The sequence below is a fragment of the Arcicella sp. BE140 genome, assembly GCF_031456255.1.
GTDB classification, from domain to species: domain Bacteria; phylum Bacteroidota; class Bacteroidia; order Cytophagales; family Spirosomataceae; genus Arcicella; species Arcicella aquatica.
On sequence record NZ_JAVDUE010000002.1, the window covers coordinates 225,917 to 252,912 of the forward strand.

Consider the following 26,996-nt stretch of genomic DNA (forward strand, 5'->3'; position numbering starts at 1 on the left):
TAACTAAACTGTAGTATTTAACGTTTATCATAAATAAACAACCGTTTGATTTTTAGTGTTTTATATGCTCGTTTTGCATATCAAAACCTTTTCGTTTTTAACAACATTCTCATGTCATTTCAAGCATTAAATTTAATTGAACCTATCCAAAAAGCATTAGCTGAGGAAGGTTATAGTACTCCGACACCTATTCAAGCTCAAGCAATTCCAGCAATACTTCAAGGAAAAGATTTGTTAGGAGTAGCCCAAACAGGTACTGGCAAAACTGCGGCTTTTGCCATTCCTACGATACAACTTTTAACGCAACATCCTGTTCAACATCGTGCGAAGCGAACTATCAAAGCATTGATTGTTACGCCCACACGTGAATTAGCCATGCAAATAGATGATAGTTTCAAAGCCTATGGAAGATTTACAGGGCTTAAGCACACCGTAATTTTTGGTGGTGTAAAACAAGGGCGTCAGACAGATGTTTTACAAGATGGTGTAGATATCTTGGTAGCCACTCCGGGTAGATTGTTAGATTTAATCAATCAGCGATTTATTACTTTAAAAGATATTCAAGTTTTTATCCTCGACGAAGCCGACCGCATGTTAGATATGGGTTTTGTGCATGACATCAAGAAAATCTTAACTTTTCTGCCAGCCAAACGCCAATCGCTATTTTTCTCGGCTACGATGCCTCCAGAAATTCAAAAATTAGCAGATAATATTCTTTATAAGCCTGTTAAAGTAGAAGTAACTCCTGTATCATCAACGGCAGATACCATCAAACAAGCAGTGTATTTTGTAGAAAAAGACCAAAAAAATGCGTTGCTAATGGATATTTTGAAAGATAAATCCATTGAAACAGTATTAGTTTTTACAAGAACCAAACATGGTGCTGATAAAGTAGTAAAAGTATTGGCAAAACATGAGATTAAGGCGGAGGCCATTCATGGTAATAAAGCCCAAAATGCACGCCAAAGAGCTTTGGAAAACTTTAAGAACAAGACAACAAGAGTGCTTGTCGCTACAGATATTGCAGCCCGAGGAATTGATGTGGATAATTTGGCGTATGTAATCAATTTTGATATTCCGAATATTCCTGAAACTTATGTACATAGAATTGGACGTACGGGCAGGGCAGGAGCAAACGGTACAGCCTATTCTTTCTGTGATAGTGAAGAGAAAACCTTTTTAAGAGATATTCAAAAACTGATTGCTAAAAACATTCCAGTAATTGAAGACCATGCTTTTAAAAATAGTAGCCCGAAAATATCAGCCCCGACTCAAGTACGCCCTCAAGCTGCTCAAAAAGCACCTGCAAAATCAAGTGAGGTAAGCAACAAAAGCAAAAAAGTTTGGTTCAAGAAAAAGGCTGAATCAAGGTAGAAATAGGATGAAAAGTATTGACAGCACATTGATATATATCATTTTTTGAGGGAATCATCATTTTGAGCCTTCTAATGGATAAAATTTGTTGAATATAGCATTTAACTTTAGTTTTATGAGATTTATCCAAAAAACATGGAAATAGTACAAAAAAATACAGGATTTTATTAAGTAATAATTGTTTATTTCTAATAAATTGTTGTACTATGAAAAAACATTGAGTTCCTTTGTATTAGATTTAGACCCAAAATTTATTTTTTTGTGGTCATCAATGAAATCGGAATACTCATAAAGTTATACCAAGTTCATTGTCAAGTGATTACGTTGATATTTACAAGAATAGACCAAAATAACCCAAATGTTTATAAACGCTATCGCAAGTTATTTGCCCGAACAAATTATTACCAACGCTTATTTTGAAGAATTAAATGGATTAACTGACGACTGGATTACCGAACGTACTGGCATTCGCCAACGTCGTAAGGCTTCAGCCGACGAGAATACGCATACAATGGCCATTCAGGCTGTGGATAAAATTAAAGAGAGTTTACCTTATGATATTGCTGAAGTTGATTTAATAGTTGGTGCAACTTATACTCCGTATGATAGTATTTTTACATTAGCCCATTCAATCCAACATCATATTAATGTTAGCGAAATACCAGTAGTTACTATTTCTTCTGCTTGTTCATCTTTGTTAAATGCCATTGAGATTGTTCAAGGATATTTTGCTCTTGGCAAAGCTACCAAAGCTTTGGTAGTGGCTTCTGAACACAATACTGCTTATAACAACGAAGACGATACCAAAGCAGGACATCTTTGGGGTGATGGAGCCGTTGTTGTTTCTATTTCTAAGGAACGTACAGCTGATAGTAACTGGGAAATTAAGGATTTATTAACTGGCGGAGCAGCCAATGTGGGTAAAGCATCTGAAAGTGTTACTTTGAAATTAAATCAAAAAGGACTTGTTATGCCTTTTGGTAGAGATGTATTTATCAACGCTTGTACTTATATGCCTAAGGCGAGCTTGCAAATCTTAGAAAGAAATAACCTTACGATTGAGGATGTAGCCTATATTGCCCCACATCAGGCAAATCTTAGAATTTCGAAAAATGTAGCGGGTACTTTGGGTGTTTCAGAAGACATTATGCTTTCTAATATTCAGTATTTAGGCAATACAGGTTGTGCTGGCTGTGCCATTGTTTTGGATGAACACAAAACAGAATTTAAAAAAGGAGAAAATATCATCGTAACCGTATTCGGTGGAGGATATTCTTATGGAGCGATGTTAATTACAATTTAATAATTTCAAAGATAGTTTATAAAAACCTCAAGTTTAGCCCTCTAAACTTGAGGTTTTTTAATGGTTTTTAATTTATTTTAATAAAATTTTAAGTATTTTTTAATAAGTTTTTAAGTATTCGCAATACTTGAGTAATTGCAGACGTTTCATTGGAAACTAAATCCTTTATCACCAATGAAAACTTACCAATTATCTCTTTTTGCCATTGCTATGAGTGCAATGATGTTAACAAGTTGTTCAGAACAAAAGGCTGAAACGACTATCAGTTCATCCGAAACTGCTGACACTACAGCTTTGTATGCATCGGAAAATGATTCTTATAATCTGAAGTCGGAAGAAGATGTTGCTTCAGCCCAAAAGCCAGCAGAAGATACTATTTCGGAGCCAAAGTCAGAAGAAGACTTTGCTTTAGGTCAAGAGCCAGAAGGAGAGATTATTTTGGAGCAAAAGTCGGAAGAAGATGTTGCTTTAGGTCAAAAACCTAAAGAAGAGGAGGTTACTTCTGAAAAAAAATCAAAAGAAGTGATTGCTTTAAAGCAAAAGTCAGCAAATGAAGTTATACCAAATCAAGAACCAACAATAGGTCTTGGCAAAAAGAAAATTATTAAAACGGCAGATTTGAGGTGTAAAGTAACGGATGTACAAGATGCTACAAATTATATTGAGGATGTAGTAGAAAAGTATGATGGCTATGTAACGCATGCTGAGTTGGAGACCAGAACATTTCAAAATGAGGAAGTTGAAATTAGTGAAGATTCTGTTTTGCACAATAGAACATATGAAATCACTAATAGCATTACAATAAGAGTGCCAAGTCGATATTTTGAGAAAGTACTACGAGAAATTCAACCTATAATGGTATATATTGATCATCAAAATATCGCCGCCGATGATGTAAGTGCTTCTTTATTAGCGACTGAATTAAGTAAAAAGCGTTTTTCAAAATTTGAAGACCGTTATGCCAAAGAGATTGATAAAAAAGGTAAAAAATTAAAAGAAACAACTACATCAGAAGAAAAGCTATTAGAATTACAGACTCAAGCAGATATGAACAAAGTACAGGCTTTAAGTTTAAAAGATCAAATAAATTATAGTACGCTAACAATTGAATTATATCAGCCTATGGCAGATACGGTAGAAGTTCTTGCTAATACGGATAATAGGTTAGCTGTTCAGCCTACTTTCTTTGCTCGATTCTCGAATAGTTTACAAACTGGATGGTTCTTTATTGAGGACATATTGATTTTCTTTGCGACATACTGGTTTTTTATATTGATTGCATTAGGAGGATATTGGATTTATAAAACTTATGCTAAATCAGTAAAAGAGTAGCTAATAAGCAAAGAGCCTTCTTGAAATATCCAAGAAGGCTCTTTGTATAAAATAACAATACTAATATTATAAAGTAATTCTATACCCTACTTTTTTATAGTTATTATTTGGACCAATATCACTTCCATTTCCTTCTAAAACAAATACTACAGTAGCTGTTTGTCCAGCCTGTGCAGGTGCTTTAAGGATATTTACTTTTAATTCGCCAAAGCTAGATTTTGCTGGAATAGTGATAGTAGTAGCACCTGCTAAATCATAGTGAGTACCTGCTACAGCATTACTTTCAGCTGGATCAACCGAAAACTTGATTACTTCATCTTTGTCACGCTGTGCACCCACTAAGTTAATTCTTAATGTTTTGGTTTGAACAGCATTAGTAGAAGCTAGTATGGGAAATGTTTTTCCTAAAGCTGGAGAGTTCACAACGGCATCTTGAAACTCTACAAGGGTTACTTTGTCGAATAACTGCTTATTTTCATCAAAACATGAAAATAAAGAAGTCATCACAAGTAAAAGCAATGATATATTGATTATTTTTTTCATCTGAAATTTCTTTAAATATTTAAAATATTAATATCCAACGTTTTGCTTCAAGTTTGCATTTGCCTGAATCTCACGATTTGGTATGAATGACAAAATACGGAAATCTGTAAATGCGATAGTTTGAGCTGGTGAAGCTTTCACGATATCTACGCCACGACGTTTTAAATCAAAAAAACGGTGTCCTTCAAAAGCAAACTCAATACGTCTTTGGTTAGCAATTTCATCAATTAATGCTTGACCAGTTAATCCTACTTTAGCGTCTAACCCTGCACGAGTACGGATAGTATTAACATCTGCTAATGCTTCAGTTACTTTGCCTGTTAATGCATAAGCTTCAGCACGATTTAAATACATTTCAGAAATACGAATCACTGGAATATTATCTAAGTTTACTGCACCACTTCTACCGAAGAATTTAGTACATTCAATTTCAGCAGTTCCTCTACCAGCAGTTCCTCTTTCGTATAAGCTACGTCTTACATCTCCAGTTTCAAATGCATTTAACAAAGCCGCTGTAGGAACTAAGTCACCAAAACCAGCAGTTGTAGTAGTATTACCTAGTTGAGATAAAGTAGTGTAAGTAGTTTGAAGAGATAAATTTACACCAATGTTCTCATTTGTTTGATAAACGATTTCAAACATAGACTCAGGGTGATTAGCCACACGCCAAGCCCCTACGTAAGCATCTTTCGTTTGGAATTTACCAATACCAGAAGCCAAAGCAGCATTAGCATATTTGATAGCATTTTCGTAATCTCCACGATACAAAGCTACTCTTGAGAAAAGAGCATTAGCAGCACCTTTGTTAGCATAAGCTGTTCCAAGAGTAACAGTTGATAATTTTGCTACTGCGTTTGTTAAGTCAGCATAAATAAAATCATACGTTTCAGCAATAGTTGCACGTGGTAATCTTTCAATTTGTGAAAGGTCAAGTACACCTTTTTTGTGAAGAGGAATCGTTCCTCTGTCAGACTGTGCAATAGCTACTTTTGGTTCATAACCATAACAACGAGCTAATTCAAAATAAAGTAAAGCCCTTAGCATTGCAACTTGTCCTTCAAAAGAATCTCTAGTAGCTACAGGCACTGCAGTTGCTTTAGGAAGTGCCTCTAAAATTAAGTTTATTTCGTTAATTGCAAAATAAGCTCTTTCCCAGATAATGAAGTGTGCATTAACTTGGTTCAAATATTCTGCATTTAAACGACCAGATTTGTTTGTTGCTCTACCATTATCAGCTAGTGCTTCAGGAATAGCAATTAAATCACGACCATACAAGTTAGTCGACTGCAACACATCATACACACCATTTACGGCAGCACGGATAGCGTCTTCACTTGTAAGGGCAGTAGCAGAATCAATGGATTGACGTGGTTGCACATCCAAAAGATTGCTACATGAACTTGCCACTAGTACTAGACCAAGTGCAAGCGGTTTAAATATATTTTTTAGTTTCATTTGATTTTTTCTCTTTTAATGTTTCTAAACACAGGTTTTCTGATAAATGATTAGAATCCTAATTTCACACCTGCAGTTACCACACGTGGTTGTGGAACGATACCTGTGTTTCCACTACCTAAGTTTGTCCATTCTGCATCAAAACCAGACCATTTAGTCCAAGTATATAAGTTATAACCTTGTACGTAAACTCTAGCAGAAGCTAAACCAAATTTGCTTAAAGCTGTTTTTGGAATGTTGTAACCTAGAGAAACAGTTTTTAAACGAATATAAGAGGCATCTTCATATACTCTTGAACCAGCAGTAATACCTGACCCAAGTGTTTCAGCGTTACCGTTGATTGGTCTTGGAGTACTTGTAATCTGTCCAGGAGTTGTCCATCTACTTTCATATACAGAACGCAAGGTATTGAAAGTACGTCCTCCATTTTCAAACATGAATGATGACTGGTTATTAAATGCTGTACGACCATATTCGTAAGTAAATAATATGTTCAAGTCAAATCCTTTGTAAGAAAAATCATTGGTAAAACCACCATACAAGTTTGGAATTTGGCTACCGATAATTTTTGAATATGAATCTACACTACCAGCAAGACGATAAATGATATTACCAGCGTTGTCATACCACATTGCACGACCAGTAGCAGGGTTAACACCTGCATATTGAGCAACGTAAATCGAGTTCAAAGGTTGTCCGATTTTAATTTGCTCGTCAACTGCACGTCCTGGTAAAGTAGTCAAAGTATCGTATAACTTTGTGATTTTGTTGTTGATTTTAGTAATGTTAAAATCAGTAGTCCATTTAAAGCCTCCTCTGTCAACGTTGATAGTTTTAATACTGAATTCAAGACCTTTGTTTTGTAACTCTCCTAAGTTATTAGAGATTGTACTGAAACCACTCGTTTGAGGAACAGGTTGATCTAACAATAAATCGCTACTTGTACGAACGAAGTATTCGATAGAACCTTGAACACGACTATTGAAGAAACCATAGTCTAAAGCAAAGTTAGAAGTGGTATTACGTTCCCATCTTAAAGAAGCATTACTTAAGCTTGAAGGAGAAATACCTGAAAGTCCATTATAGTTAGCACCTCCACCATACAAACCTCTTGAGTCAAAGTTTCCGATTTGATCATTACCCAAAGTACCGTAACTAGCTCTTAGTTTTAATTGAGAAACTGAAGCATTGTTTTTCAAGAAATCTTCTCCAGAAATATCCCAACCTGCAGAAACTCCTGGGAAGAAACCATATAGATTGTCAGCACCGAAACGAGAAGAACCATCATAACGTGCAGTAAGTCCTAAGAAATACTTATTCTTATAATCATAGCTCAAACGAGTGAAAACCCCAGCTTTTTTGAAGCCTGTCCAAGAACTAAATACCGAAATAGGGTTTGCCGCAGACGACTGTGTAGTAAACTGTGGTGTTGGAATACCTTCAGCAGTAGCCTGATAGTTCTCTTGTGTATTCTGACGATATTCAACCCCTACTAATGCACCAATTTTATGATCGTTTTTAATCACCTTATCATACATTACAGTAGCATTTGTCAAGAAGTTGATTAACTCAAATTGTTGACTAGCAATACGACCTTTCACGTTGAATGCATCAGCAGTACGTGGATCTTGGAAGTTATATCCGTTGATAGTACGATAGTCTAAACTTGCATAAGGTCTGAATGTTAAACCATCAATGATTTTGAATGTTAATCCTAATGAAGAAATCAACTGGTTTGTTCTTGAATTGATTTTATTCAAATCACTTACCATCAAAACGTTTTGGTTTAAAACTCCTGCTATACCACCGTCTGCTGGTGTCCCGAAATATGAACCATCATCATTATAAATACGGTTCATTGGCAAAATCAAAGGAGATGAGAAAGAAGGAGAACCTAAGAAACTACCTCCGTTTGGACCACCAAAAGTACCTCTTTGGTTGAATGAGCTCAAGTTAATCGAAGCATCAACACTTACATGAGAACTTACTTTATTGTTGATTTTAGCACTAAAGTTGCCACCTTTATAGTCGATATTTCTAACATTCGCATCAGACTGGTTATAAGCACCCGACAAAAAGAAAGTAGTTTTGTCGTTACCACCATTCATTGAGAAATTATAGTTGTTAGTTTTACCGCTTTGATAAGCTTCTTTTTGCCAGTCGTAAGTAGGAAGGGCAGCAATTTCAGCATCAGAAAGCGTTCCGCTTAATCTTACACCAGTTAATGCACTTGTTCTAGCAGATGCTTCAGTAGAACCAGTTTGGTTCATGATAGCTTCTGTACGAAGTTTAATCCATTCTTGTGTATTCAAAACATCTAAATACTTAGTTGGTTCTACATATCCAGTATTATAATCTAATGTAATGCTTGTTTTACCAGCTTTACCTTTTTTAGTCGTTACTAATACAACACCATTCGCAGCAGCAGCACCATAAATAGCAGCAGAAGCCGCATCTTTCAAGATTTCGATATTCTCAATATCATTCGGGTTAAGGTATGATAAAGGGTTTGTAGAAGCATAAACAGAGCTACTAGTAGTGTTAATTTGTACACCATCTACCACATAAAGAGGGTCTGTACCACCTTTGATTGAACCTACACCACGGATACGCACTTGAACTTGACCACCCGGAACACCATTTGAACCACTGATTTGAACACCAGCAGCACGTCCTTGTAAAGCACGGTCAAAAGTTTGAACTGGAATACTCGCAATATCAGAACCTTTTACAGATGCTTGTGAACCTGTTAATGTACGACGTGACTGAGTGCCATAACCAACAACTACAACTTCTTCAAGATCTGAAACGTCTGATGATAAAGAAACATTGACAATTGATTTTGTTCCAGCAGGAATTTCTGCTTTTTTAAAACCTACAAATGTAAATGTAAGTGTAGCATTACCTGAAACATTGATTTTGTAAGAACCGTCAGCAGCTGAAACGGTACCTCTTGTTGAACCTTTTACACCAACACTTACTCCTGGAAGTGCAGAGCCATCTTCGGCAGATGTAACTTTCCCTGTGACAGTTCTGTCTTGAGCCGCTACTCGAAATACAAGTGCAAGCAAAAACACAAAACTAAGTAGTAGTTTTTTGTTCATTTTTTTTAGTTTGTATGAATGTTAAAAATTGTTAATTTTTTATTACAACAAAAATAATAGGAAATATATTGCGTTCCCAAATTTTTATTTGTTTAAACAATAATTATTTAAACAAAGAGGGCTAATAAACAATATTTTGTTGGGTTAAATCATAAAATTGAAGATAAAAGTTTGGTAGAAATAGTAGATATACATTTTAAAGCTATCGCGTTATTGCTTGAAAATAACCTTTAATAAGATAATTGGGCTAATTAGTGATAATATGAGTAAAACCTATCATTAAACTTAAATATGCCATATTTTACGGAGTAAAAATAGTTAAATAGGTATTAAACATTTGGCAGATGGTTTTTAAAATAGTAGATTTAGTTAAAATTCATTTCATCTTAAAACCAAACTATTATTATATGAAAAAGATAATTATGCCTATGGCGTTGTTGATATTTTCTTTATCAACATCATTTGGGCAAGGTGCAGTTGCTTTAAAATCTAAAATTGCGCAAAAGGCAGAATCGCTAGAAGCTAAAGTGGTTACTTGGAGAAGAGATTTTCACCAAAATCCAGAATTAGGAAACCGAGAATTTAAAACGGCTGAAAAAGTAGCAACGCATTTACGTGCCTTAGGAATAGAAGTAAAAACAGGCGTAGGTAAAACGGGAGTAGTAGGGGTATTAAAGGGCGGTAAACCTGGTCCAGTAGTAGCCTTACGTGCGGATATGGATGGCTTACCTGTAAAGGAAAGAGTAGATATTCCTTTTGCTTCAAAAGCTACAGGCGAATATAACGGACAACCAGTAAGCATCATGCATGCTTGCGGGCACGATACACACGTGGCTATTCTGATGGGAACAGCAGAAATTTTAGCCTCGATGAAAAGTGAATTAAAAGGTACAGTAAAATTTATCTTCCAACCTGCTGAAGAGGGAGCTCCTGAAGGCGAAGAAGGAGGAGCCGCTTTAATGATTAAAGAAGGCGTGTTAGAAAATCCTAAAGTAGATGCTATTTTTGGGTTACATATTAATTCGCAAACAGAAATCGGGAAAATAAAATATCGTCCCGGCGGTACAATGGCTAGTTCTGACTGGTTTAAAATCAAAATCAAAGGCAAGCAATCGCATGGTGCCTATCCTTGGTCAAGTATTGACCCAATTGTGACGGCTTCGCAAGTGATTATGGGTTTACAAACCATCGTAAGTAGAAATGCACCTGTGACAGAATCGGCTGCGGTAGTTACAGTAGGGCAAATTAATGGTGGTGTCAGAAGTAATATTATTCCTGAGGAGGTAAATATGAACGGTACTATTCGTGCCTTGGATACAGGCGTACAAGATATGATTCATGCTCGTATTTCACAGATTGCCACCAACATTGCAGAAAGTGCAGGTGCAACAGCCGAAGTAAGCATTACTAGAATGTGCCCTGTTACGTATAATGATATTCCTTTGACTGAAAGAATGATTCCTACTTTGGATGGAGTAGCAGGGAAAGAAAACGTTTCAATCACTGCTGCCGTTACAGGTGCTGAAGATTTTGCTTTCTATCAACAAAAGGTGCCGGGCTTTTTCTTCTTTTTAGGAGGAGCACCTAAAGGAAAATCGCCAGCACAGACTCCGGCACACCATACGCCTGATTTTTATATTGACGAGGGTGGCTTTGTATTAGGGATGAAATCAATGGCTAGTTTGGTAGTTGATTACATGGAAATGAATCCTGTGGGGAAGATTAGTGTGGGGAAATAGGAGTTAATTTGAGAATTTGAAGATTTGAAAATGGGGAAATTATATTACTTGAACTTATCAAATAATATTGCTCAATTTCAAATCTTCAATTGTTTTATTTGGGGCTATTTAATAATATTAACCCATTCTCAAATCTTCAATTATTTTATTGGAGTCTAATTCAATAATATTAATTCAATTTCAAATCTTCAATTGTTTTATTTGGGGCTATTCAATAATATTAACCCATTTTCAAATCTTCAAATTCTCAAATCTTCAAATTATTTAGCAGTATTTACTTTCTGAACCATTTTATAGACGATGGCAGGGAAATATCGTTTTAAGTATACAGCCATTACTTCAAACATTCCACCTATATATACTTCTTTTTTGTTATGCTTAACAGCTTTAACAATTCTTTTCGCACAAGTTTCGGGACTCATACCACGACTTTGGTTGCTATCCATTTTGCCATGAACATTTCCTTTTCCATCTAAGGCATGCAGTGAAATAGGCGTATTGATATATCCCGGACAAACTACTGTTACCTGTATGTTCTCTTGCCAAGTCTCCGCTCTTAATGAATCAAAAAAGGCAATTAAAGCATGTTTGGCTGCACAATAACCACTTCTAAGAGGTGTCCCAATTTTTCCTGCTACGCTGCTAATCGCTACAAAATGACCTGTTTTTCTTTCACTAAAATGTGGAAGAATAGCTTTTGTCAATGCTACAGTACTGAAAAAGTCCAATTCCATAATATCTCTGTAAACTTTGAAATCAGTATCTTTTACAAATGAACGTTGGGTAATGCCCGCATTTTGAACAACCACATCAATTTGTCCAAAATAAGCCAACACAGTATTTACTTTTTCAGGAAATAGCTCAAATCGTAGCATATCCATTGGTAAAACCAAAACGTTTTCAGGGGTTAAGCCTGTCGTGTTAGCTACCCTTTGTAATTCCTGTTCTCGTCTAGCTGAAAGCACCAGTTTTGCTCCTTCCTTAGCAAATTGATAAGCAAGAGCTTCGCCAATTCCTGACGAAGCCCCTGTAATCCAGACTATTTTGTTATGGAATTTATTCATGATATGGTAATCTTGTTATCAGTAAAAACAACTCCTCATTCCAAACTCCAAACTCATCACTCAAGCATAGATTCCCATCAAATTCAACATAAAAGCATACTCCAACGCTATATCATGAAAACGCTTAAATCTACCCGATGCTCCACCATGACCTGCTTCCATATCTGTGTGCATCAACAATAGATTATTGTTGGTTTTTAAAGCACGTAATTTCGCTACCCATTTGGCAGGTTCAAAATACTGTACTTGTGAATCGTGTAAGCCTGTAGTGACCAACATATTCGGATAATCCTTTGCTTCTACATTATCAACAGGCGAATACGATTTCATATAATCGTAATATTCTTTTTGTTTAGGATTTCCCCATTCTTCCCATTCACCAGTAGTCAAAGGAATACTTTCGTCGAGCATGGTTGTTACTACATCTACAAAAGGCACTGCCGCCAAAATACCTTTGTATAAATCTGGACGCATATTGGTTACAGCGCCCATCAATAAACCGCCCGCAGAGCCACCATTGGCAAAAAGCTTATCTTTGGATGTCCATTGCTCTGCTATCAAATATTCCGAAACATCGATGAAATCATTGAAAGTGTTTAGCTTCTTTAACAACTTGCCATCTTCATACCATTGCCTCCCCATTTCCTGTCCTCCACGGATATGCGCAATAGCAAAAGCAAAGCCACGATTTAGCAAGCTAAGTCGGGCAGCAGAAAAATATGGGTCTATAGAATAACCATATGAACCATAAGCGTATTGAAGCAAAGGTTGAGAGCCATCCCTTTTAAATCCTTTTTTATACACAATAGAAATTGGTATTTTAATACCATCCCTAGCAGTAGCATACAGGCGTTCGCTGACATAATCATCTTTATCAAAATCGCCCAAAACAGTTTGTTCTTTCATCAGGGTTTGAGTTTGATGATCCATATCATAATCATACACAGAAGAGGGCGTCGACAGCGAAGTATATGAGTACCGAAGAATATTCGTTTCAAAATCTGGGTTTGAAGAAACCCCAGCATCATAGGCCGTTTCATTAAATTGAATATAATGTTCTGCCTGCGTAGCTTGATTGATAATACGAATATGTATCAAAGCATTGCGTCGTTCCTGTAAAACCAAATGGTTTTTAAAAACCTCCATGCCATCCAGATAAGTATCTTCACGATGTGGAACTACCTCTTTCCAATTGGTTATACCTGCACTTTGGCCTTCCGATACTTCCATTAATTTGAAGTTAATAGCATCATCCACGTTTGTTCTGATATAAAACTTATCTTCAAAATGCTCGATAGAATATTCTAAGCCCTCTTCTCGTGGATAGAAAGGAACAAATTGTCCTGTTGGGTTGGAGGCCTCTAACAAACGGTATTCTGTAGAAACGCCATTTTGTTCTGAAACCGAAATGATGTATTTCTTAGATTTCATTCTACCCAAGCCCATATAAAACTGAGCATCTTCTTCGGTATAAACCAAAACGTCTGATGCTATTGGCGTGCCTATTTCATGGCGATATACTTTTGATGCCAGCAAAGTCTGTTGGTCACGCACCATATAAAATATCGTTTTATTATCAGTCGCCCAAGCATAAGCTCCACCTTCTGTATTAGGAATTTCGTCAGCTAATATTTCACCTGTTGTTAAATCCTTAAACTTCAAGGTATAGTTTCTTCTACTAACGGTATCTATTCCATACGCTAATATTTGTTCATTATCTGATATTTCATAACCGCCAATACTGAAGTAAGACAATCCTTCTGCCATTATGTTTCCATCTAACATAATCTGTTCTTCTGCATCTAAAGAACCCTTTTTTCTACAATACAAAGGATATTCTCCGCCTTCAATATACCTAGAATAGTAGTAATAATTGCCATCTTTTACTGGAACAGACTCGTCGTTTTCCTTTACTCTGCCCTTCATTTCATTGAAAAGGGCTTCTTGTAAGGGCTTAGTAGGTGCCATTACGGCATCTGTATAGGAATTTTCTGCATTAAGGTATTCAATAACTTCTGGATTTTCGGGTTCATTCAACCAATAATAATTATCTTGACGAGTGTCGCCGTGTAGCGTCATGGGATGTGGCTTTATCGCTGCCACAGGAGCTTGCATTACATCTGGATTCATTATTTTAATTTTTTACTTTCAATCAACTTACCCTCAAAGTGGAAACGCCAATGCTCAAAGATAAGTTTTTCATAGATAAATGAGACTTTTATCTATGAAACTTTCATCTTTGTAAGAAAGTTATCAGTCTTACATAAAACACAAATTAAATCTTAACGAAAGAAATGAAAACGATAGCCTATATACTATTGGTTGTTGGAGGACTAATGCTGATAGCCTTACTGTTTTTTTTAATACAGCTTGCTATTGCTCAACTTGTTCTTGGTCAACATTTTATTATTATTATTCCCGGAGGCATTATTTGTTTTGGATTAATTGGTAGAGTAATTTTTGTCGCAATAGATTCTTACAAAAAAGATAAATTGCGGAGATAAATAGTCTGGGTAAAATAAGCAAGTTATTGTTTGTATTAAGGTGCTGTGCATTAGTGTTTTAATCCTGAGAGCGGACAACTCACAATTCAACACTCGCAATTCACAACTCTATCTAAAAAAGCCTCCTTATTAAATAATAGTATGAATAAAGAAGCCCTCGTGAAAGTCGCCAATTTTTGTGCCTATCAAGAACGCACCCAACAGGAAGTACGTAAAAGGTTATCAGAATTGGAAGTAATAGGCGACGAAGCCGAAGAGATGATTGTATGGTTGATTGAGAATAATTATCTTAATGAAGAACGCTTCGCCAGAATATTTGCAGGAAGCAAATTCCGCCAGAAACGTTGGGGAAGGTTAAAAATTCGCCAAGAATTAAAAATGCGAGGCGTATCTGAATATTGCTTGAAAGCAGGCATGAGCGAAATAGATGATGAAGATTATATCCAGACACTAGCTGAAATCCTTGAAAAGAAATCTAAAGAAATTAAAGAAAGTAATCCCCTAAAACGGAAACAGAAGCTAGTAAGCTATGCATTAAGTAAGGGTTTTGAATCTGATTTGGTATTTGACTTAGTTAAGGAAATTTCGTAAAGTATTTAATCTTCGAAAATAAATGTCTTATTAGTTCATAAATATTAAAATCAATATTAATTTCGACCTAACGATTTAATAGCAGATGTTCTATACTGTTTGTATCTACATGAATAGAAAACTTTGTGACTAAAATCATATCATTTTACCTGACTTCAGGAAAGATTACAATCTAAGACATGTGCTCAGAAATAAGTAATTACCACTATTACTTATACTACTAAGCCTAGCTCTGCTAATTTTATTATCTCCATTTTATACTACTAGAATTGTGAGGTGATTGGACATGCCCATTATTTATTAAAACCATACATACCACTAAGATTATAATTTTTATGAGTAACCGTTCAAAAAAGAAAGTCGATGTAAGTGTTTGCTTATATGGTAAGCCTTTCCATACAATTCTAGCCATTAAAAGTTTGTTGAAATATAGTAGAGAGCATATTAACAAAATCTATGTTACAGTAGAAAAGAACCAACCACAAAAAGATTCAAATGGGATGTACCTATTGAAGCAAGTTTTAAAAGATGAGCCAATAGTATACTTTAAACCTAAGTATTTTTATAATTTGGGGGAACTGGATTTTGAAAGAACTCGAAAAGATGCCCAGTATCGTTATCAAATTCCTTATCAATATGTTTTTGAAAACTCTACACAAGACTATGTATTGGTTATTCATAACGATTGCCTTTTTCATGATGACGCTGTAGGACAAATGTTAGCAACATTTGAAAAGGGGACTGAAAAATTAGCTGGTACAGGAGCGATTGGTCAGTGTTGGGTATGTCCTGCTGCTTTTGAGAACAAATGTAAGTCTAGTACTTTCGATCAGTATAAGCCTACAAAGAATGAATTAATTGAAATGATGAATCGCCATGCTATTCCAAGAAGGGAAGTAACGATGCGATTAATCCATGAAGATAAAATTCATCCATTACCAGAATGTCGTTTAAATGAACATGCCGCTTTAATTAGTACAGCTATTTATCGTGAAAGCTCCTTGCCCAAAGGTAATAATGTTACGTTCGCTGCAGGCTGGGGCGGAAATGACTGGGGTACAGTTTGGTTTCACCAGATGGTAAATCAAGGTTATGTTTTTAAGCATCATAGGCTAGAAGATTTTGCAACACATTCGCCCTTTAACTCATTAGGAAATGGCATCAGTGCGTATTCTAACTCAGATATTTATTGGAATTCAGAAGAATTAGCCAAGAAACATTTATTAGAAAACTATAATGTTTCTTTAAAACCGAAGCCAAAGACAAAAGTGCTATCAGCCATTAATACTATTAAAGTAAGTACTAAAAGAGTATTGGTGAAAACGATTAATCGTTTTAGAAATAGATAATTCTTAGCTATTGAGCGACTATAAAGAATCAAATTTTTGATTCTCATCATAAACACTTGTCAAAATAAAAAAATCACATTACCTTTGAAGTCATGAATAATGCAGCGAACACATACCGTACTTATTATTACTACTACGCGCAGTAGCAGTCGGTTGTGTTTTGACTAATCTTTTTGAAATTCAAAAAATACATATACACAAACCGACTTGAAAAAGTCGGTTTTTTTTGTGCCTTTTCGCAAGTTCGATGAGGTTTTTAACCAATGAATGTAAAACCAGCTTCCCGAATGGATTTGGTACAGGAGTATTACTTCTCGACCAAGCTAAAACAAATCGCAGAAATGCGTGCCTCAGGTATTGACGTATTGAATTTGGGCATCGGTAGTCCCGACTTACCACCCTCTGCTGAGACTATTTCAGCATTGGCAACGGCTGCTCAAAATCCTAAAAACCATGCCTATCAAAGCTATGTAGGTATTCCTGCTTTGCGTGAAGGTTTCGCTACCTTTTACCAAAATGCTTATGGAGTAAATGTAAATCCTGTCAATGAAGTATTGCCTTTAATAGGCTCAAAAGAAGGTGTTATGCACATTTCTATGGCCTATTTGGAAGCTGGCGACGAAGTTTTAGTGCCAAACCCTGGGTATCCAACCTATCGTGCTGCTTCATTGTTGACGGGTGCAACGGTAGTGGCTTATGACCTTTCGGAAGAAAACGGATGGTTGCCCGATTTGAAAAAGCTAGCAGAACAAGACTTATCAAAAGTGAAATTGATGTGGGTGAACTATCCACATATGCCAACGGGAGCAAAAGCGAATAACGCCTTTTTTGAAGAGCTTAGGGATTTTGCTTTGGCCAATAATATCTTAATCATAAACGACAATCCATACAGCTTTATCCTAAACGACGACCCACAAAGTATGTTGGCCGTAGAAGGAATGAAAGAAGTAGCCCTAGAATTAAACTCATTGTCGAAGTCTCATAATATGGCTGGCTGGCGTTTAGGTGTTTTAGTGGGGAAAGCTGAGTTTATTAATCCAGTATTACGCTTCAAATCTAACATGGATTCTGGTATGTTTTTGCCTTTGCAAATGGCAGCAGTAAAAGCATTAGAAAATCCACCTGCTTGGTTTGAGGAACTAAATGCTGTCTATAAAGAACGCCAGAAGAAGGTTTTTGAATTGATGGATTTACTAAACTGTGAATACGACCATAATCAAGCAGGAATGTTTGTATGGGCTAAAATTCCTGCTAACTATCAAACGGGATATGAATTATCTGATGAAATTCTAGCGAAAACAGGCGTATTTATTACTCCGGGGGGAATCTTTGGCTCAGCAGGAGATGGCTACATTCGTACTTCTTTATGTGCAGAGGTTTCAGTTTTTGAGGAGGCGATTTCAAAGATAAAAGACTATAAGACTTCAGGACTTTAGGATAAAAGACTCAAGACCTAAGATAGAAGACTTGAAAGCTTTTTAGCGTAAAAGATTATTAAGAAAAAAGATTTTTAAAAATAAAGGCTCATCGCTCAAAGCTTAAAGCTCATTGCTCAAAGCTTGAAGCTCAAAGCCAAATACAAAATTATGACTATTTCAGTAGTTGGACTTGGGCTTATTGGTGGTTCAATGGCTTTGAGTTTAAAAGAAAATGGTTTTGCTGATACCATCATAGGTGTTGATAACAAAACTGAACACATTATTAAGGCATTAGAATTAAAACTAATAGACCGTATCGCACTTTTGCAAGATGCCATTAAGCAGTCGGATATTATTATTTTGGCTGTTCCTGTAGATGCCTTGCTTACTTTATTGCCAGAGGTATTAAATCAGATTACTGAAAACCAAGTGGTGATAGAAGTAGGGTCTACTAAAAAAGCGGTAATTGATGCAGTAAAGAATCATCTCAATAGGGCGAACTTTGTAGCTACTCACCCAATGGCTGGTACTGAGTTCTCAGGACCAGAAGCTGCTATCAGAAACCTGTTTGATCATAAAAACTGCGTGCTTTGTGATATTGAAGATTCTAAACCAGAATTGGTCGAGTTAATCAAGAAAATGTATGTAGAAGGATTAAAAATGAGAATTACTTATTTGGATTCTACTGCTCACGATATACATACTGCCTATATTTCACATATTTCGCATATTTGTTCTTTTGCGTTGGCATCAACAGTGTTAGCCAAAGAAAAAGATGAAGAAAGTATTTTCAATTTGGCAAGTACTGGTTTTGAATCAACGGTTCGTTTGGCTAAGTCAAGCCCTGAAACTTGGATACCAATTTTCAGACAAAACCAAGAAAACATCATCGATGTGCTAGATGCTTATATTACTACCTTATTGAAATTCAAAGGGCTGATGATTTCAGACAGCTACGAGAAGTTCGGAGAGTACCTTACACAGGCAAACGATATCAAACGAATATTGAATAAATAATTTGTACTTATAGTACTCTATGTAAAATAAACAGCGTTAGTGTATGAATTAAAGTGTTGTATATCAATGTTTTAACCTCGGATGCAAAGACAACTCATCACTCTCAATTCACAACTCTTACTTAGCTACCCCAAAATTTTAATACTGAGGGTAGCTATTTTTGTAAGCAATTATCATAAAGTCTATTAGCTTATTTGCTAATACTTGTAGCTATTAAAAATAGTTGAAAAAGATTTTTTTGTCCAAATTAAACTATTTAATGTCATATTTGTCTAACTTTCAAACTCTCTTTATAAACGTTTTGAAAGTTAAGCTATCACATGGCATTAATTGATACTTATTCTCAACCTCTTTCTAGTGAGCAGGTTGCCCATTTACTGCGTAGAACTACCTTTGGAGCCACGCCAGCTCAATTAAAAGAATGGACAGGAAAGAAAGTTGACGAAATCGTTATTCAACTTTTAGCAAGTCAGCCAACACCAACACATCCTACCCTTAAAGATGGTACAACTTTTCATAATTTATCATGGGGAAATAATGCTGCAACAGATGCTGATAGGAATACTTACGATAGCAATGCACGCAAACAATTAAAGTATTGGTGGATTGGATTAATGATTAAACAACCTGTTTCAATCATTGAGAAAATGACACTTTTTTGGCAAAATCATTTTGTTTCAACAACCACCGAAGCTTCAGATGCCCGATTTATGTATAGCTATTTACAGTTGATGCGTAAATATGCTTTAGGCAATTTCAGGCAATTCGTCATTGAGGTAAGCAAAGACCCTGCAATGCTGAAATACCTAGATAATGACCAAAATACAGCAGCAAAATCTAATGAAAACTACGCTCGTGAACTCCAAGAATTATTTACGATTGGTATTGGGAATTATAATGAAGACGATGTGAAAGCTGCTGCGAGGGTGTTAACTGGTTGGCGTACTATCGGTTACAGAGATATTACTAAGCCAGATATTGGAACAGAATTTAGAATTAGTCAGCACGATACTAAAGACAAAGTGTTTTCAACATTCTATCAAAATAAAACCATTAAGGGACGTACCACGGCCACCGCTGGAGACGAAGAATTGACAGAATTTATTGATTTAATCCTTGCCCAAAAGGCAACAGCGTTGTTTATCGTGCGTAAGTTCTATCGCTGGTTTGTACAAGCAGAGATTTCCGAACAAATAGAAAAAGAAGTAATAGAGCCCTTAGCAACCATATTTCGGAAAAATTATGAAATTAAACCTGTCATTGAAACATTGTTGAAAAGTCAGCATTTTTTCGATATAAATCTGTTGGGTTCGCAAATAAAATCCCCTTTAGATTTGGTCATTGGAACACTACGAACGTTTAATTATCAACTACCCGACCCCTTAACAGACCGCTTGACTTTCGATAATGCTACTACTTATTTTTTTACTAGGGCACGCGAACAGCAAATGGAAGTATTGGAACAACCTAGCGTATTTGGCTGGCGACCATATTATGATACCGATTTCTACGAAATTTGGATAAATTCAACAACGCTTGCTTTAAAAGGTTCATTTACCGATATCATCGTAAAGGGTTCAACTTCTCTGAAACTAACTTTTGATTCCATTGCTCTTGCTAAAAACACCAGTAATCCAAAAGAGCCTTATGGCTTAGTGAAAGCATTAACACAGCCACTTTTCGCTGTTGTCCTTAGCGACGAACAAAATAAATATTTAGTAGAAGAAGTATTGATGGCTGGTCAACCTTACTACGAATGGATTACAATCTGGACAGACCATATTGATGACCCTAATAATAATAATAAAAAGACTGCCGTAAAAAGTCGTTTAGATAGGCTGTTTACCTACTTACTCCGATTAGCGGAATTTCAGATGGGTTAAGTTGATAGCTAAATAATTAGAGAAACTACTAAAAAACATTATCCACAGTATCCTGATTTTGAGTGATGAAACGTAGAGATTTTATTCAATATACTGGTTCGTCTTTGTTGTTGCCATTTTTGCTAGATGGTTTCGGAGCCAAAGCACATACGGAAGCAACTACCCCTTTTATGCAGGAAATGCTAAAGGTTGCAGATGTGAACGAGCGTATTTTAGTAGTAATTCAATTAGCTGGAGGCAATGATGGACTCAATATGGTATTACCATTAGACCAATATTCTACCTATACTGCCAGTAATTTCAGAGGAAGTATTGCTATTCCAGAGGCTAAGGTATTATCATTAAATGGCTATCAAGCAACTGGTTTGCACCCTTCTATGAAGGGATTACAAACGCTATTCAATGAAGGTAAACTATCTATTATACAAGCAGCAGGATATGACAATCCAAGCTTTTCACATTTCAGAGCGAGTGATATATGGTTTACAGCTACAAATGCTAATCAATTCTCTACTTCGGGTTGGCTTGGGCGGTATATTGAAGGTAAATACCCTAATTTTGCGGACGATTACCCGAATACGGCTAACCCAGACCCTTTGGCTGTTCAAATAGCTTCTATTTCATCGACAGTATTCAATACAAGTTCTGTTTCATCAGCATTGGCTATTCAAGACCCTGATACTTTTTACAAAATTATTGGTGACAAGCCTAGCGTAATTCCGGGGTCATTGCCGAATACACCAGCAGGTAAATACACTGCTTTTGTTCGCCAACAGCAAATTTCATCAGTTGCTTATGCTTCGTCCTTGAAAATTGCCGCTGAAAAAGGCAAAAATTTGGTTTCCTATCCTACCTCAAATACGTTGGCAGATCAATTAAAAATTGTAGCTAGAATGATTCACGGAGGCTTACAAACCAAAATCTATTTTGTATCATTAGGCGGATTTGATACCCATGCGTCACAAGTAGTGGCAAGTGATACCACAACGGGGACTCATGCTACACTGATGGGCAGACTTTCTGAGGGCATCAAAGCATTTATGGATGATTTAAAGGCACAAGGCACACAAGACAAAGTAGCTGGAATGACATTCTCTGAATTTGGGAGAAGAGCTGCCGCCAATGGTAGTTATGGTACAGACCATGGCTGGGCATCACCACTTTTGATTTTTGGCAATGGGGTAAAACAACAAATGATTGGCAAAAATCCAGATTTAAAAGCCTTACAAAGTGGTAATATTACATTGCAAAACGACTTCAGAAAAGTTTATGCCGCTGTATTACAAGATTGGATGGGAGCAAGCGAAAGTTCGGTAAAAAATGTTTTGTTAGGGGTAGACCCAGCTCCACTTCCTATTTTTAGAGCACCTGCTGTATTGGCAAACGAAGAAGAAATAGGGCATTATGAACTAAATATATATCCTAATCCAGCACAAAGTGAAACCTTTTTGGATTCGGAGGCATTCGCTAAAAATATGGAATTAGTAGTTACAGATGTGTACGGACGTAGTTTTTACACTCATCCAGAAAGACTTTCTCGTACCAAAATACGCTTGAACGTCGATAATATGCCAATGGGTAAATATTTTGTAAAAGTAGAAACCGATAAAGAACCTATCGTAAAAGCACTTATGGTTCAAAGATAATAACTTATCATTTGGGGTTTTAAAAAGTGCCATAGCCAAAATATAGAGCAATGGCACTTTTTGTCAGTATGGCCCAGCACAAAGCTTTATTTATTTACGGTCTATATATTATCTTGCCGATTTCAATCTTTGCCTTATTCTTGTTCTTGTTCCACGGAGCGGTGGTATTCATGCCCATTTGTATGGCTAATCCAGCCATCAATAGTGTGAAAATGATAAAAACCCAGCGAAATATTTTTTGATTTTTGTTCATGAGTCGTCAAAATTAAATAATGCTTCAAAGATAATAACATATTGATAAACGATAAGTTTGTCGTAATGATGGATTCTAAAGCAAATCTGATTATTTTGCAAAAGTTTTGAATTACTAAGCAGTAAACCAACCTTTTAACGGCCTTCACAATATATAATAACCCTTGAAAAACCATGAGAAAAAAAATAAAATATTTTTTGTTTGTTATTGCTAGTACCATATTGTTTTGCTGTTCTAGTCCCGCTACAAAATATGAAAATGCTGTCGACGAAAGTAAGACTTGCTCAATGATTTTTATCGATAAATCAGTTAGCGTAAATCCAAGTAAGCAGTTCATTTATGAAAAATATACTAAGATTATTAATGAATTGATTGATGAAAATATCAAAGTAAAAGGCGATAAAATAGAAGTATTTTTTATCCATGAAAATACAGCAAAAGCTAAAGTAGCTGAATTGGTTGCACGTTCAGAAATGGAAATTTCAGAAGGAACTAGTGCCACAGATGCGGAAGCACAAAAGACAGCATTTGCGATGGAAATAGGTAAAGAACGAAGCATATTCAAGAAAGTAGTTATCAACCACTTAACCTCTCAAAACACTTCTACAAGTAAAAACAACACTGATATTCAGGCTGCATTACCCTTGATTGACCATGAAATTGGTAAAGGATTTAAAGTAAAGGCATATTTCCTTTCTGATATGGTAGAAAGTATGTCGGGTACTAATCGCAGAGATTTCCACAAAACACCACCCGTGGATGATGCTTCTGCGGTAGGTTGGGCTAGGGAAGATGCTGCTCGTTTGCAAAGTGTTTTACCCAATATTAGCATGGCAGAAATTTTTATTGCTAAACCTTTTGAACCCACTGCTTCTAGAAAGCTTAACAATCCTGCGATTTCTACCTATTGGCAACGCCTTTTTTCAGAATTAGGCGTTTCTGGTGAAGTAAAGGAATTATAACAGCTTTGAGCTGTGAGCTATCAGCCTTGAGCTTTTATGATAGTACGAAGTAAAAAACTAAAATAAGCTCATTGCTCAAAACTTACAGCTAAAAAAACATAGTTATTTCTTTAGTTTAAGCTATCAGTAATTTATGACAACATTAAGTTAACTTCATTATTTAAAAACTAAAAAAAGCTCAAAGCTCATTGCTTAAAGCTTACAGCTCAAAAAAAAATGCTTATTGCCAAAATACCAAGTACGCCATCAGAATGGGAAAAATATTATGATTTACGGTTCGTAGTATTGCGTGAACCTTGGCATCAGAAAAAAGGGAGCGAAGTATTAGCAGATGAAAACGAAGCAGACCATGTGATGGCGATTGATAGTGAAACAGATGAACTGCTAGGAGTAGCTCGTTTACAAATGAATTCAGCTACGCAAGGACAAGTACGATGTGTGGCGGTGGCTAAAAATGCCCAAGGTAAAGGGGTCGGTAAATTCTTGATGAAATATTTAGAAAATTTAGGGAAATCAAAAGGCTTAGAAGAAATTATACTCGATGCCCGCATCAATGCCCTTGATTTTTATAAAGCTATCGGCTATGAAATCTATGCAGATTCATATTTACTCTTTGGAGAAATACAGCATTGGAAAATGAAAAAACAACTGTAGAACGAGATTTCATCTCGTTTTTATCGGAGACCAATTTTTTGCATGATTATTATATGTTGTTGGTATGAAAATTTTATCTTCTTGTAATATCAATTTAACTATAAAAGATTAACCATGAGGATATTAATTTTTATACTGATAATAGGCTTCTTTTTGACAAGTTGTTCAAATGAAAAGAAACAGGCGATTGAAAAGACGCCTGTTCTGGTTGACAGTTTATCTCAAAAATTTCCATCAGATTTTAATGGTAATTGGGTTTTAACAGACTATATCAATGAGATAGAAAAAACTAAATCTCCTGTAAAATCATCCAATAAACTTGAAGGAGTTGTTGCCATAATTATTGGGGGAAATGTAAAAGGCGATAGCTTGGAAGTTCAGGCAAGTTGGAATAATCATGAAGAGCTTAATTTCTATGTATATCTAAATAAGCAGAACAAAAAGACCTTTAAGACCAATATCGTAGATTATCAAGATAAGTCAAACTATTATGAGCTTGGCTATGAGTTTATCGATAAAGAGGCTTTTCTATTTTTGTATCATTTTAACAAAACGAATGAACTCTTAGAGAAAACACAATTCTCTAAAGTAGCTGATTTGTCAGATAACAAGAAAGATGTAGCATGGGGGCTTCAATACATGGTAAATGATAAATTATTTACAGGGAGTAATTTATTGATTGATACTGAGAATCATGCTTCAAAACTTAATTTTAATCCTGACGGTAGTTTAACTGGACATCCTACGTTTAAGACATTCCATATTTTTACAGACTTTATGGGTGAACCCAATAATAATCTTGATTTGATAAGTTTTAACCTTGCTACTGGTAGGCCTACCCAATTTGCTTTTAAAATAGTAAACGATACTACTTATTTATACACTACGATTGATAATGAGGAGGAGGGGACTTCGAAAATCAATAAAGTTAAATTTAAAATTGTTCGTCAATAGTTTGTCCAAATCAATTGATGGCATTACTTTGAGTCTTGCCATCAAAAAACATCTCAAAATAATTATCCACAAATATGAAATTGAAAGCTATACTCTCTCTATTCTTTATACTTATTAAGTTCTCTATTTCTTTAGCTCAAAGCTCTCAACAAGTTTGGAATGGTAAAAAATGTGCTGTAGTATTGACTTATGACGATGCGCTAAATGTACATTTAGATAATGCCATTCCTCTATTAGATTCTCTAGGTTTCAAAGCAACATTTTACTTAATAGGCTATGCAGATGGATTTAAAAACCGTATTGAAGATTGGAAAATCGCGGCTAAAAATGGTCATGAAATGGGCAATCATACCCTCTTTCATCCTTGTGATGCGTCTTTAAAAGGTAGAGAATGGGTGAGTCCTGAAAAAGACATGAGTAAATATTCTGTCAGGAGGATGATTGATGAAATCAAGATGAACAATATATTGCTAAAAACGTTAGATGGAAAATCAAAACGTACTTTCGCTTATACCTGTGGCGATATGAAAATTGGTGATACCTACTTCATGAACGATTTAAAGAATGATTTTGTAGCTGCCAGAGGTGTAAGGTCAGATATGCATAATTTACAGGAAGTAGACTTATATGCCACAGATTGTTATGCCATCAATGGACAGACTGGTGAGCAGATGATTGACTTAGTAAAAAGAGCAGTAACATCAGGCAAACTTTTAGTTTTATTATTTCATGGAGTAGGCGGGGAGCATAACATAGACGTTTCGCTAAAAGCCCATCGAGAATTATTAAATTATCTAAAGCAAAATGAAAAAGATATTTGGGTAGCACCGATGTTGGATGTAGCAGAACATATTAAAGAATTGCAAGCGAAGAAGTAAAAGAAACTTATAAGGAAATGCTGATGGCATGACTCAAAATTATGCCATCAGTAATATTATTTAATTTACAATTCAGTAGAGTTAAGCTTAATGAATTTAGTTTTTATTGATAGTAATTGTTGAGAAATACTATGGATAGATTTATCAATGCTTTCAGCACTTGTATAAATGGTATTAGCAAGCCATTGAAGATCTCCAATTTCTATCATGTCGCTATCTTTTGAAATATCTAGAATACTGAGTATTTTGCTATGTTCATGACGAAGTTCGTGTGATAGCGTAAAGGATACTTTTTCCATATTATTTATCTGTTCCAAAAACTTTTGCCTAGAATCTATTTGGCTTGTAATATCATGAGCAAGGGCTAACAAAAGGCTAGGTGCACCAGACGATTCCCTTTCTACAATAGTAATATAGTTTTTGAACCATTTGAATTCTCCATTTTTGCAAATACATCTATTAACTAAAATATGAAAACCATCGTTGGGAGAATTTGTGAGTACATCAAGAAATTTATGTAAACCTGGAAGGTCATCAGGATGTACTAGTTTATTAAAACAATCTTTGTCAAGTGGGTCAAACTCATCAGCAGTGTAACCAATCCCTTTATAATACTGTTCGTTGGTAAATATATTCTGTCTCTTTTGGATGTCAAATAGTGAAATGGCTAATGGCATACTATACAGAAGACGATTTATAATTTTACTTTTGATATCAGTTTCGAGATTAAAGAACTTTGTTTTTTCCATCTTATTAATGTAGGTATTTTAAATAAGTTTATTAAAGTTCACGCATTGATATTTAATTAATATTTACTCATATATTAGATAAACATGTAAAATACTTATTCAGCTAGAGGTAAAATACTTTGATATTTCCTGAATTATTTCAAGGACAGTATATAACTGTCCTGAAATGCAAGTGGTTAGGTAGTGGTAAAAAGTGAAATTTATAATGAAGTGGACTTTCGAAT

Annotated in this window: 21 protein-coding genes; 15 read left to right on the forward strand and 6 right to left on the reverse strand. The window is 35.5% G+C overall.

Annotation, left to right across the window (positions count from 1 at the left end; all coding sequences use genetic code 11):
* Window positions 1-111: 111 nt before the first annotated feature.
* The 3 genes from J2Y60_RS04275 (at window position 112) to J2Y60_RS04285 (ending at window position 4,009) form a co-directional block, all read left to right on the forward strand.
* The gene (locus J2Y60_RS04275) at window positions 112-1,374 is read left to right on the forward strand and encodes a DEAD/DEAH box helicase (protein WP_309913764.1); all 1,263 of its coding nucleotides are present in this window, start codon (window positions 112-114) and stop codon (window positions 1,372-1,374) included.
* Window positions 1,375-1,732: 358 nt separating this feature from the next.
* Window positions 1,733-2,677 (forward strand): ketoacyl-ACP synthase III, encoded by a 945-nt coding sequence (locus J2Y60_RS04280; protein ID WP_309913767.1) that lies wholly within the window; start codon window positions 1,733-1,735, stop codon window positions 2,675-2,677.
* Between the two features lie 174 nt (window positions 2,678-2,851).
* A complete protein-coding gene (locus J2Y60_RS04285; RefSeq protein ID WP_309913770.1) occupies window positions 2,852-4,009 on the forward strand; it encodes a DUF4349 domain-containing protein in 1,158 nt (385 codons plus the stop codon).
* Between the two features lie 66 nt (window positions 4,010-4,075).
* Here the strand turns inward: J2Y60_RS04285 and J2Y60_RS04290 are convergent, their stop codons facing one another.
* The 3 genes from J2Y60_RS04290 to J2Y60_RS04300 are packed head-to-tail and all read right to left on the reverse strand — an operon-like array spanning window position 4,076 to window position 9,111.
* Window positions 4,076-4,552 carry a DUF4843 domain-containing protein gene (locus J2Y60_RS04290; protein WP_309913773.1) on the reverse strand — a complete coding sequence of 159 codons (477 nt, stop codon included), beginning with the start codon at window positions 4,550-4,552 and terminating at the stop codon, window positions 4,076-4,078.
* 27 nt (window positions 4,553-4,579) lie between these two features.
* The gene (locus J2Y60_RS04295) at window positions 4,580-6,007 is read right to left on the reverse strand and encodes a RagB/SusD family nutrient uptake outer membrane protein (protein WP_309913776.1); all 1,428 of its coding nucleotides are present in this window, start codon (window positions 6,005-6,007) and stop codon (window positions 4,580-4,582) included.
* Window positions 6,008-6,057: 50 nt separating this feature from the next.
* A complete protein-coding gene (locus J2Y60_RS04300) occupies window positions 6,058-9,111 on the reverse strand; it encodes a TonB-dependent receptor (protein WP_309913779.1) in 3,054 nt (1,017 codons plus the stop codon).
* Window positions 9,112-9,518: 407 nt separating this feature from the next.
* Here J2Y60_RS04300 and J2Y60_RS04305 point away from each other — a divergent pair, with 407 nt between their 5' ends.
* Complete coding sequence (locus J2Y60_RS04305; protein WP_409014207.1) at window positions 9,519-10,850, forward strand: amidohydrolase; 1,332 nt, start codon at window positions 9,519-9,521, stop codon at window positions 10,848-10,850.
* Between the two features lie 260 nt (window positions 10,851-11,110).
* Here J2Y60_RS04305 and J2Y60_RS04310 read toward each other — a convergent pair whose 3' ends face one another.
* Together J2Y60_RS04310 and J2Y60_RS04315 are read right to left on the reverse strand one after the other, a co-directional pair.
* On the reverse strand, window positions 11,111-11,914 hold the full coding sequence (locus J2Y60_RS04310; RefSeq protein ID WP_309913781.1) for an SDR family oxidoreductase: 804 nt from the start codon (window positions 11,912-11,914) through the stop codon (window positions 11,111-11,113).
* Window positions 11,915-11,974: 60 nt separating this feature from the next.
* The gene (locus J2Y60_RS04315) at window positions 11,975-14,044 is read right to left on the reverse strand and encodes a S9 family peptidase (RefSeq protein ID WP_309913784.1); all 2,070 of its coding nucleotides are present in this window, start codon (window positions 14,042-14,044) and stop codon (window positions 11,975-11,977) included.
* Window positions 14,045-14,208: 164 nt separating this feature from the next.
* Here J2Y60_RS04315 and J2Y60_RS04320 point away from each other — a divergent pair, with 164 nt between their 5' ends.
* From J2Y60_RS04320 to J2Y60_RS04370, 11 genes are all read left to right on the forward strand, one after another.
* Window positions 14,209-14,418, forward strand: a complete 210-nt coding sequence (locus tag J2Y60_RS04320; RefSeq protein WP_309913787.1) for a hypothetical protein — start codon at window positions 14,209-14,211, stop codon at window positions 14,416-14,418.
* A 141-nt stretch (window positions 14,419-14,559) separates the two neighbouring features.
* On the forward strand, window positions 14,560-15,009 hold the full coding sequence (locus J2Y60_RS04325; RefSeq protein WP_309913790.1) for a regulatory protein RecX: 450 nt from the start codon (window positions 14,560-14,562) through the stop codon (window positions 15,007-15,009).
* 335 nt (window positions 15,010-15,344) lie between these two features.
* The gene (locus J2Y60_RS04330; RefSeq protein ID WP_309913793.1) at window positions 15,345-16,358 is read left to right on the forward strand and encodes a hypothetical protein; all 1,014 of its coding nucleotides are present in this window, start codon (window positions 15,345-15,347) and stop codon (window positions 16,356-16,358) included.
* Window positions 16,359-16,621: 263 nt separating this feature from the next.
* On the forward strand, window positions 16,622-17,794 hold the full coding sequence (locus J2Y60_RS04335; RefSeq protein WP_309913796.1) for an aminotransferase class I/II-fold pyridoxal phosphate-dependent enzyme: 1,173 nt from the start codon (window positions 16,622-16,624) through the stop codon (window positions 17,792-17,794).
* A 150-nt stretch (window positions 17,795-17,944) separates the two neighbouring features.
* The gene (locus tag J2Y60_RS04340; RefSeq protein ID WP_309913799.1) at window positions 17,945-18,793 is read left to right on the forward strand and encodes a prephenate dehydrogenase; all 849 of its coding nucleotides are present in this window, start codon (window positions 17,945-17,947) and stop codon (window positions 18,791-18,793) included.
* 320 nt (window positions 18,794-19,113) lie between these two features.
* Complete coding sequence (locus tag J2Y60_RS04345; protein ID WP_309913802.1) at window positions 19,114-20,676, forward strand: DUF1800 domain-containing protein; 1,563 nt, start codon at window positions 19,114-19,116, stop codon at window positions 20,674-20,676.
* Between the two features lie 65 nt (window positions 20,677-20,741).
* A complete protein-coding gene (locus tag J2Y60_RS04350) occupies window positions 20,742-22,322 on the forward strand; it encodes a DUF1501 domain-containing protein (RefSeq protein ID WP_309913805.1) in 1,581 nt (526 codons plus the stop codon).
* Between the two features lie 426 nt (window positions 22,323-22,748).
* Window positions 22,749-23,537: a hypothetical protein gene (locus J2Y60_RS04355; RefSeq protein ID WP_309913808.1), complete on the forward strand. Its 789-nt coding sequence runs from the start codon at window positions 22,749-22,751 to the stop codon at window positions 23,535-23,537.
* Between the two features lie 216 nt (window positions 23,538-23,753).
* Window positions 23,754-24,191, forward strand: a complete 438-nt coding sequence (locus tag J2Y60_RS04360) for a GNAT family N-acetyltransferase (RefSeq protein ID WP_309913811.1) — start codon at window positions 23,754-23,756, stop codon at window positions 24,189-24,191.
* 114 nt (window positions 24,192-24,305) lie between these two features.
* Window positions 24,306-25,145, forward strand: coding sequence for a hypothetical protein (locus J2Y60_RS04365; RefSeq protein ID WP_309913813.1), 840 nt, complete (start codon window positions 24,306-24,308; stop codon window positions 25,143-25,145).
* A 74-nt stretch (window positions 25,146-25,219) separates the two neighbouring features.
* A complete protein-coding gene (locus J2Y60_RS04370) occupies window positions 25,220-26,023 on the forward strand; it encodes a polysaccharide deacetylase family protein (protein ID WP_309913817.1) in 804 nt (267 codons plus the stop codon).
* Between the two features lie 65 nt (window positions 26,024-26,088).
* Here J2Y60_RS04370 and J2Y60_RS04375 read toward each other — a convergent pair whose 3' ends face one another.
* Window positions 26,089-26,772, reverse strand: coding sequence for a PAS domain-containing protein (locus J2Y60_RS04375; protein WP_309913820.1), 684 nt, complete (start codon window positions 26,770-26,772; stop codon window positions 26,089-26,091).
* Between the last annotated feature and the right edge of the window lie 224 nt (window positions 26,773-26,996).

What these genes read in the sequence shown, in the direction of transcription:
- J2Y60_RS04275 (WP_309913764.1), top strand. Translation starts at nt 112, where the DNA reads ATGTCATTTCAAGCATTAAATTTAATTGAACCTATCCAAAAAGCATTA.
- J2Y60_RS04280 (WP_309913767.1), top strand. Translation starts at nt 1,733, where the DNA reads ATGTTTATAAACGCTATCGCAAGTTATTTGCCCGAACAAATTATTACC.
- J2Y60_RS04285 (WP_309913770.1), top strand. Translation starts at nt 2,852, where the DNA reads ATGAAAACTTACCAATTATCTCTTTTTGCCATTGCTATGAGTGCAATG.
- J2Y60_RS04290 (WP_309913773.1), bottom strand. Translation starts at nt 4,552, where the DNA reads ATGAAAAAAATAATCAATATATCATTGCTTTTACTTGTGATGACTTCT.
- J2Y60_RS04295 (WP_309913776.1), bottom strand. Translation starts at nt 6,007, where the DNA reads ATGAAACTAAAAAATATATTTAAACCGCTTGCACTTGGTCTAGTACTA.
- J2Y60_RS04300 (WP_309913779.1), bottom strand. Translation starts at nt 9,111, where the DNA reads ATGAACAAAAAACTACTACTTAGTTTTGTGTTTTTGCTTGCACTTGTA.
- J2Y60_RS04305 (WP_409014207.1), top strand. Translation starts at nt 9,519, where the DNA reads ATGAAAAAGATAATTATGCCTATGGCGTTGTTGATATTTTCTTTATCA.
- J2Y60_RS04310 (WP_309913781.1), bottom strand. Translation starts at nt 11,914, where the DNA reads ATGAATAAATTCCATAACAAAATAGTCTGGATTACAGGGGCTTCGTCA.
- J2Y60_RS04315 (WP_309913784.1), bottom strand. Translation starts at nt 14,044, where the DNA reads ATGAATCCAGATGTAATGCAAGCTCCTGTGGCAGCGATAAAGCCACAT.
- J2Y60_RS04320 (WP_309913787.1), top strand. Translation starts at nt 14,209, where the DNA reads ATGAAAACGATAGCCTATATACTATTGGTTGTTGGAGGACTAATGCTG.
- J2Y60_RS04325 (WP_309913790.1), top strand. Translation starts at nt 14,560, where the DNA reads ATGAATAAAGAAGCCCTCGTGAAAGTCGCCAATTTTTGTGCCTATCAA.
- J2Y60_RS04330 (WP_309913793.1), top strand. Translation starts at nt 15,345, where the DNA reads ATGAGTAACCGTTCAAAAAAGAAAGTCGATGTAAGTGTTTGCTTATAT.
- J2Y60_RS04335 (WP_309913796.1), top strand. Translation starts at nt 16,622, where the DNA reads ATGAATGTAAAACCAGCTTCCCGAATGGATTTGGTACAGGAGTATTAC.
- J2Y60_RS04340 (WP_309913799.1), top strand. Translation starts at nt 17,945, where the DNA reads ATGACTATTTCAGTAGTTGGACTTGGGCTTATTGGTGGTTCAATGGCT.
- J2Y60_RS04345 (WP_309913802.1), top strand. Translation starts at nt 19,114, where the DNA reads ATGGCATTAATTGATACTTATTCTCAACCTCTTTCTAGTGAGCAGGTT.
- J2Y60_RS04350 (WP_309913805.1), top strand. Translation starts at nt 20,742, where the DNA reads ATGAAACGTAGAGATTTTATTCAATATACTGGTTCGTCTTTGTTGTTG.
- J2Y60_RS04355 (WP_309913808.1), top strand. Translation starts at nt 22,749, where the DNA reads ATGAGAAAAAAAATAAAATATTTTTTGTTTGTTATTGCTAGTACCATA.
- J2Y60_RS04360 (WP_309913811.1), top strand. Translation starts at nt 23,754, where the DNA reads ATGCTTATTGCCAAAATACCAAGTACGCCATCAGAATGGGAAAAATAT.
- J2Y60_RS04365 (WP_309913813.1), top strand. Translation starts at nt 24,306, where the DNA reads ATGAGGATATTAATTTTTATACTGATAATAGGCTTCTTTTTGACAAGT.
- J2Y60_RS04370 (WP_309913817.1), top strand. Translation starts at nt 25,220, where the DNA reads ATGAAATTGAAAGCTATACTCTCTCTATTCTTTATACTTATTAAGTTC.
- J2Y60_RS04375 (WP_309913820.1), bottom strand. Translation starts at nt 26,772, where the DNA reads ATGGAAAAAACAAAGTTCTTTAATCTCGAAACTGATATCAAAAGTAAA.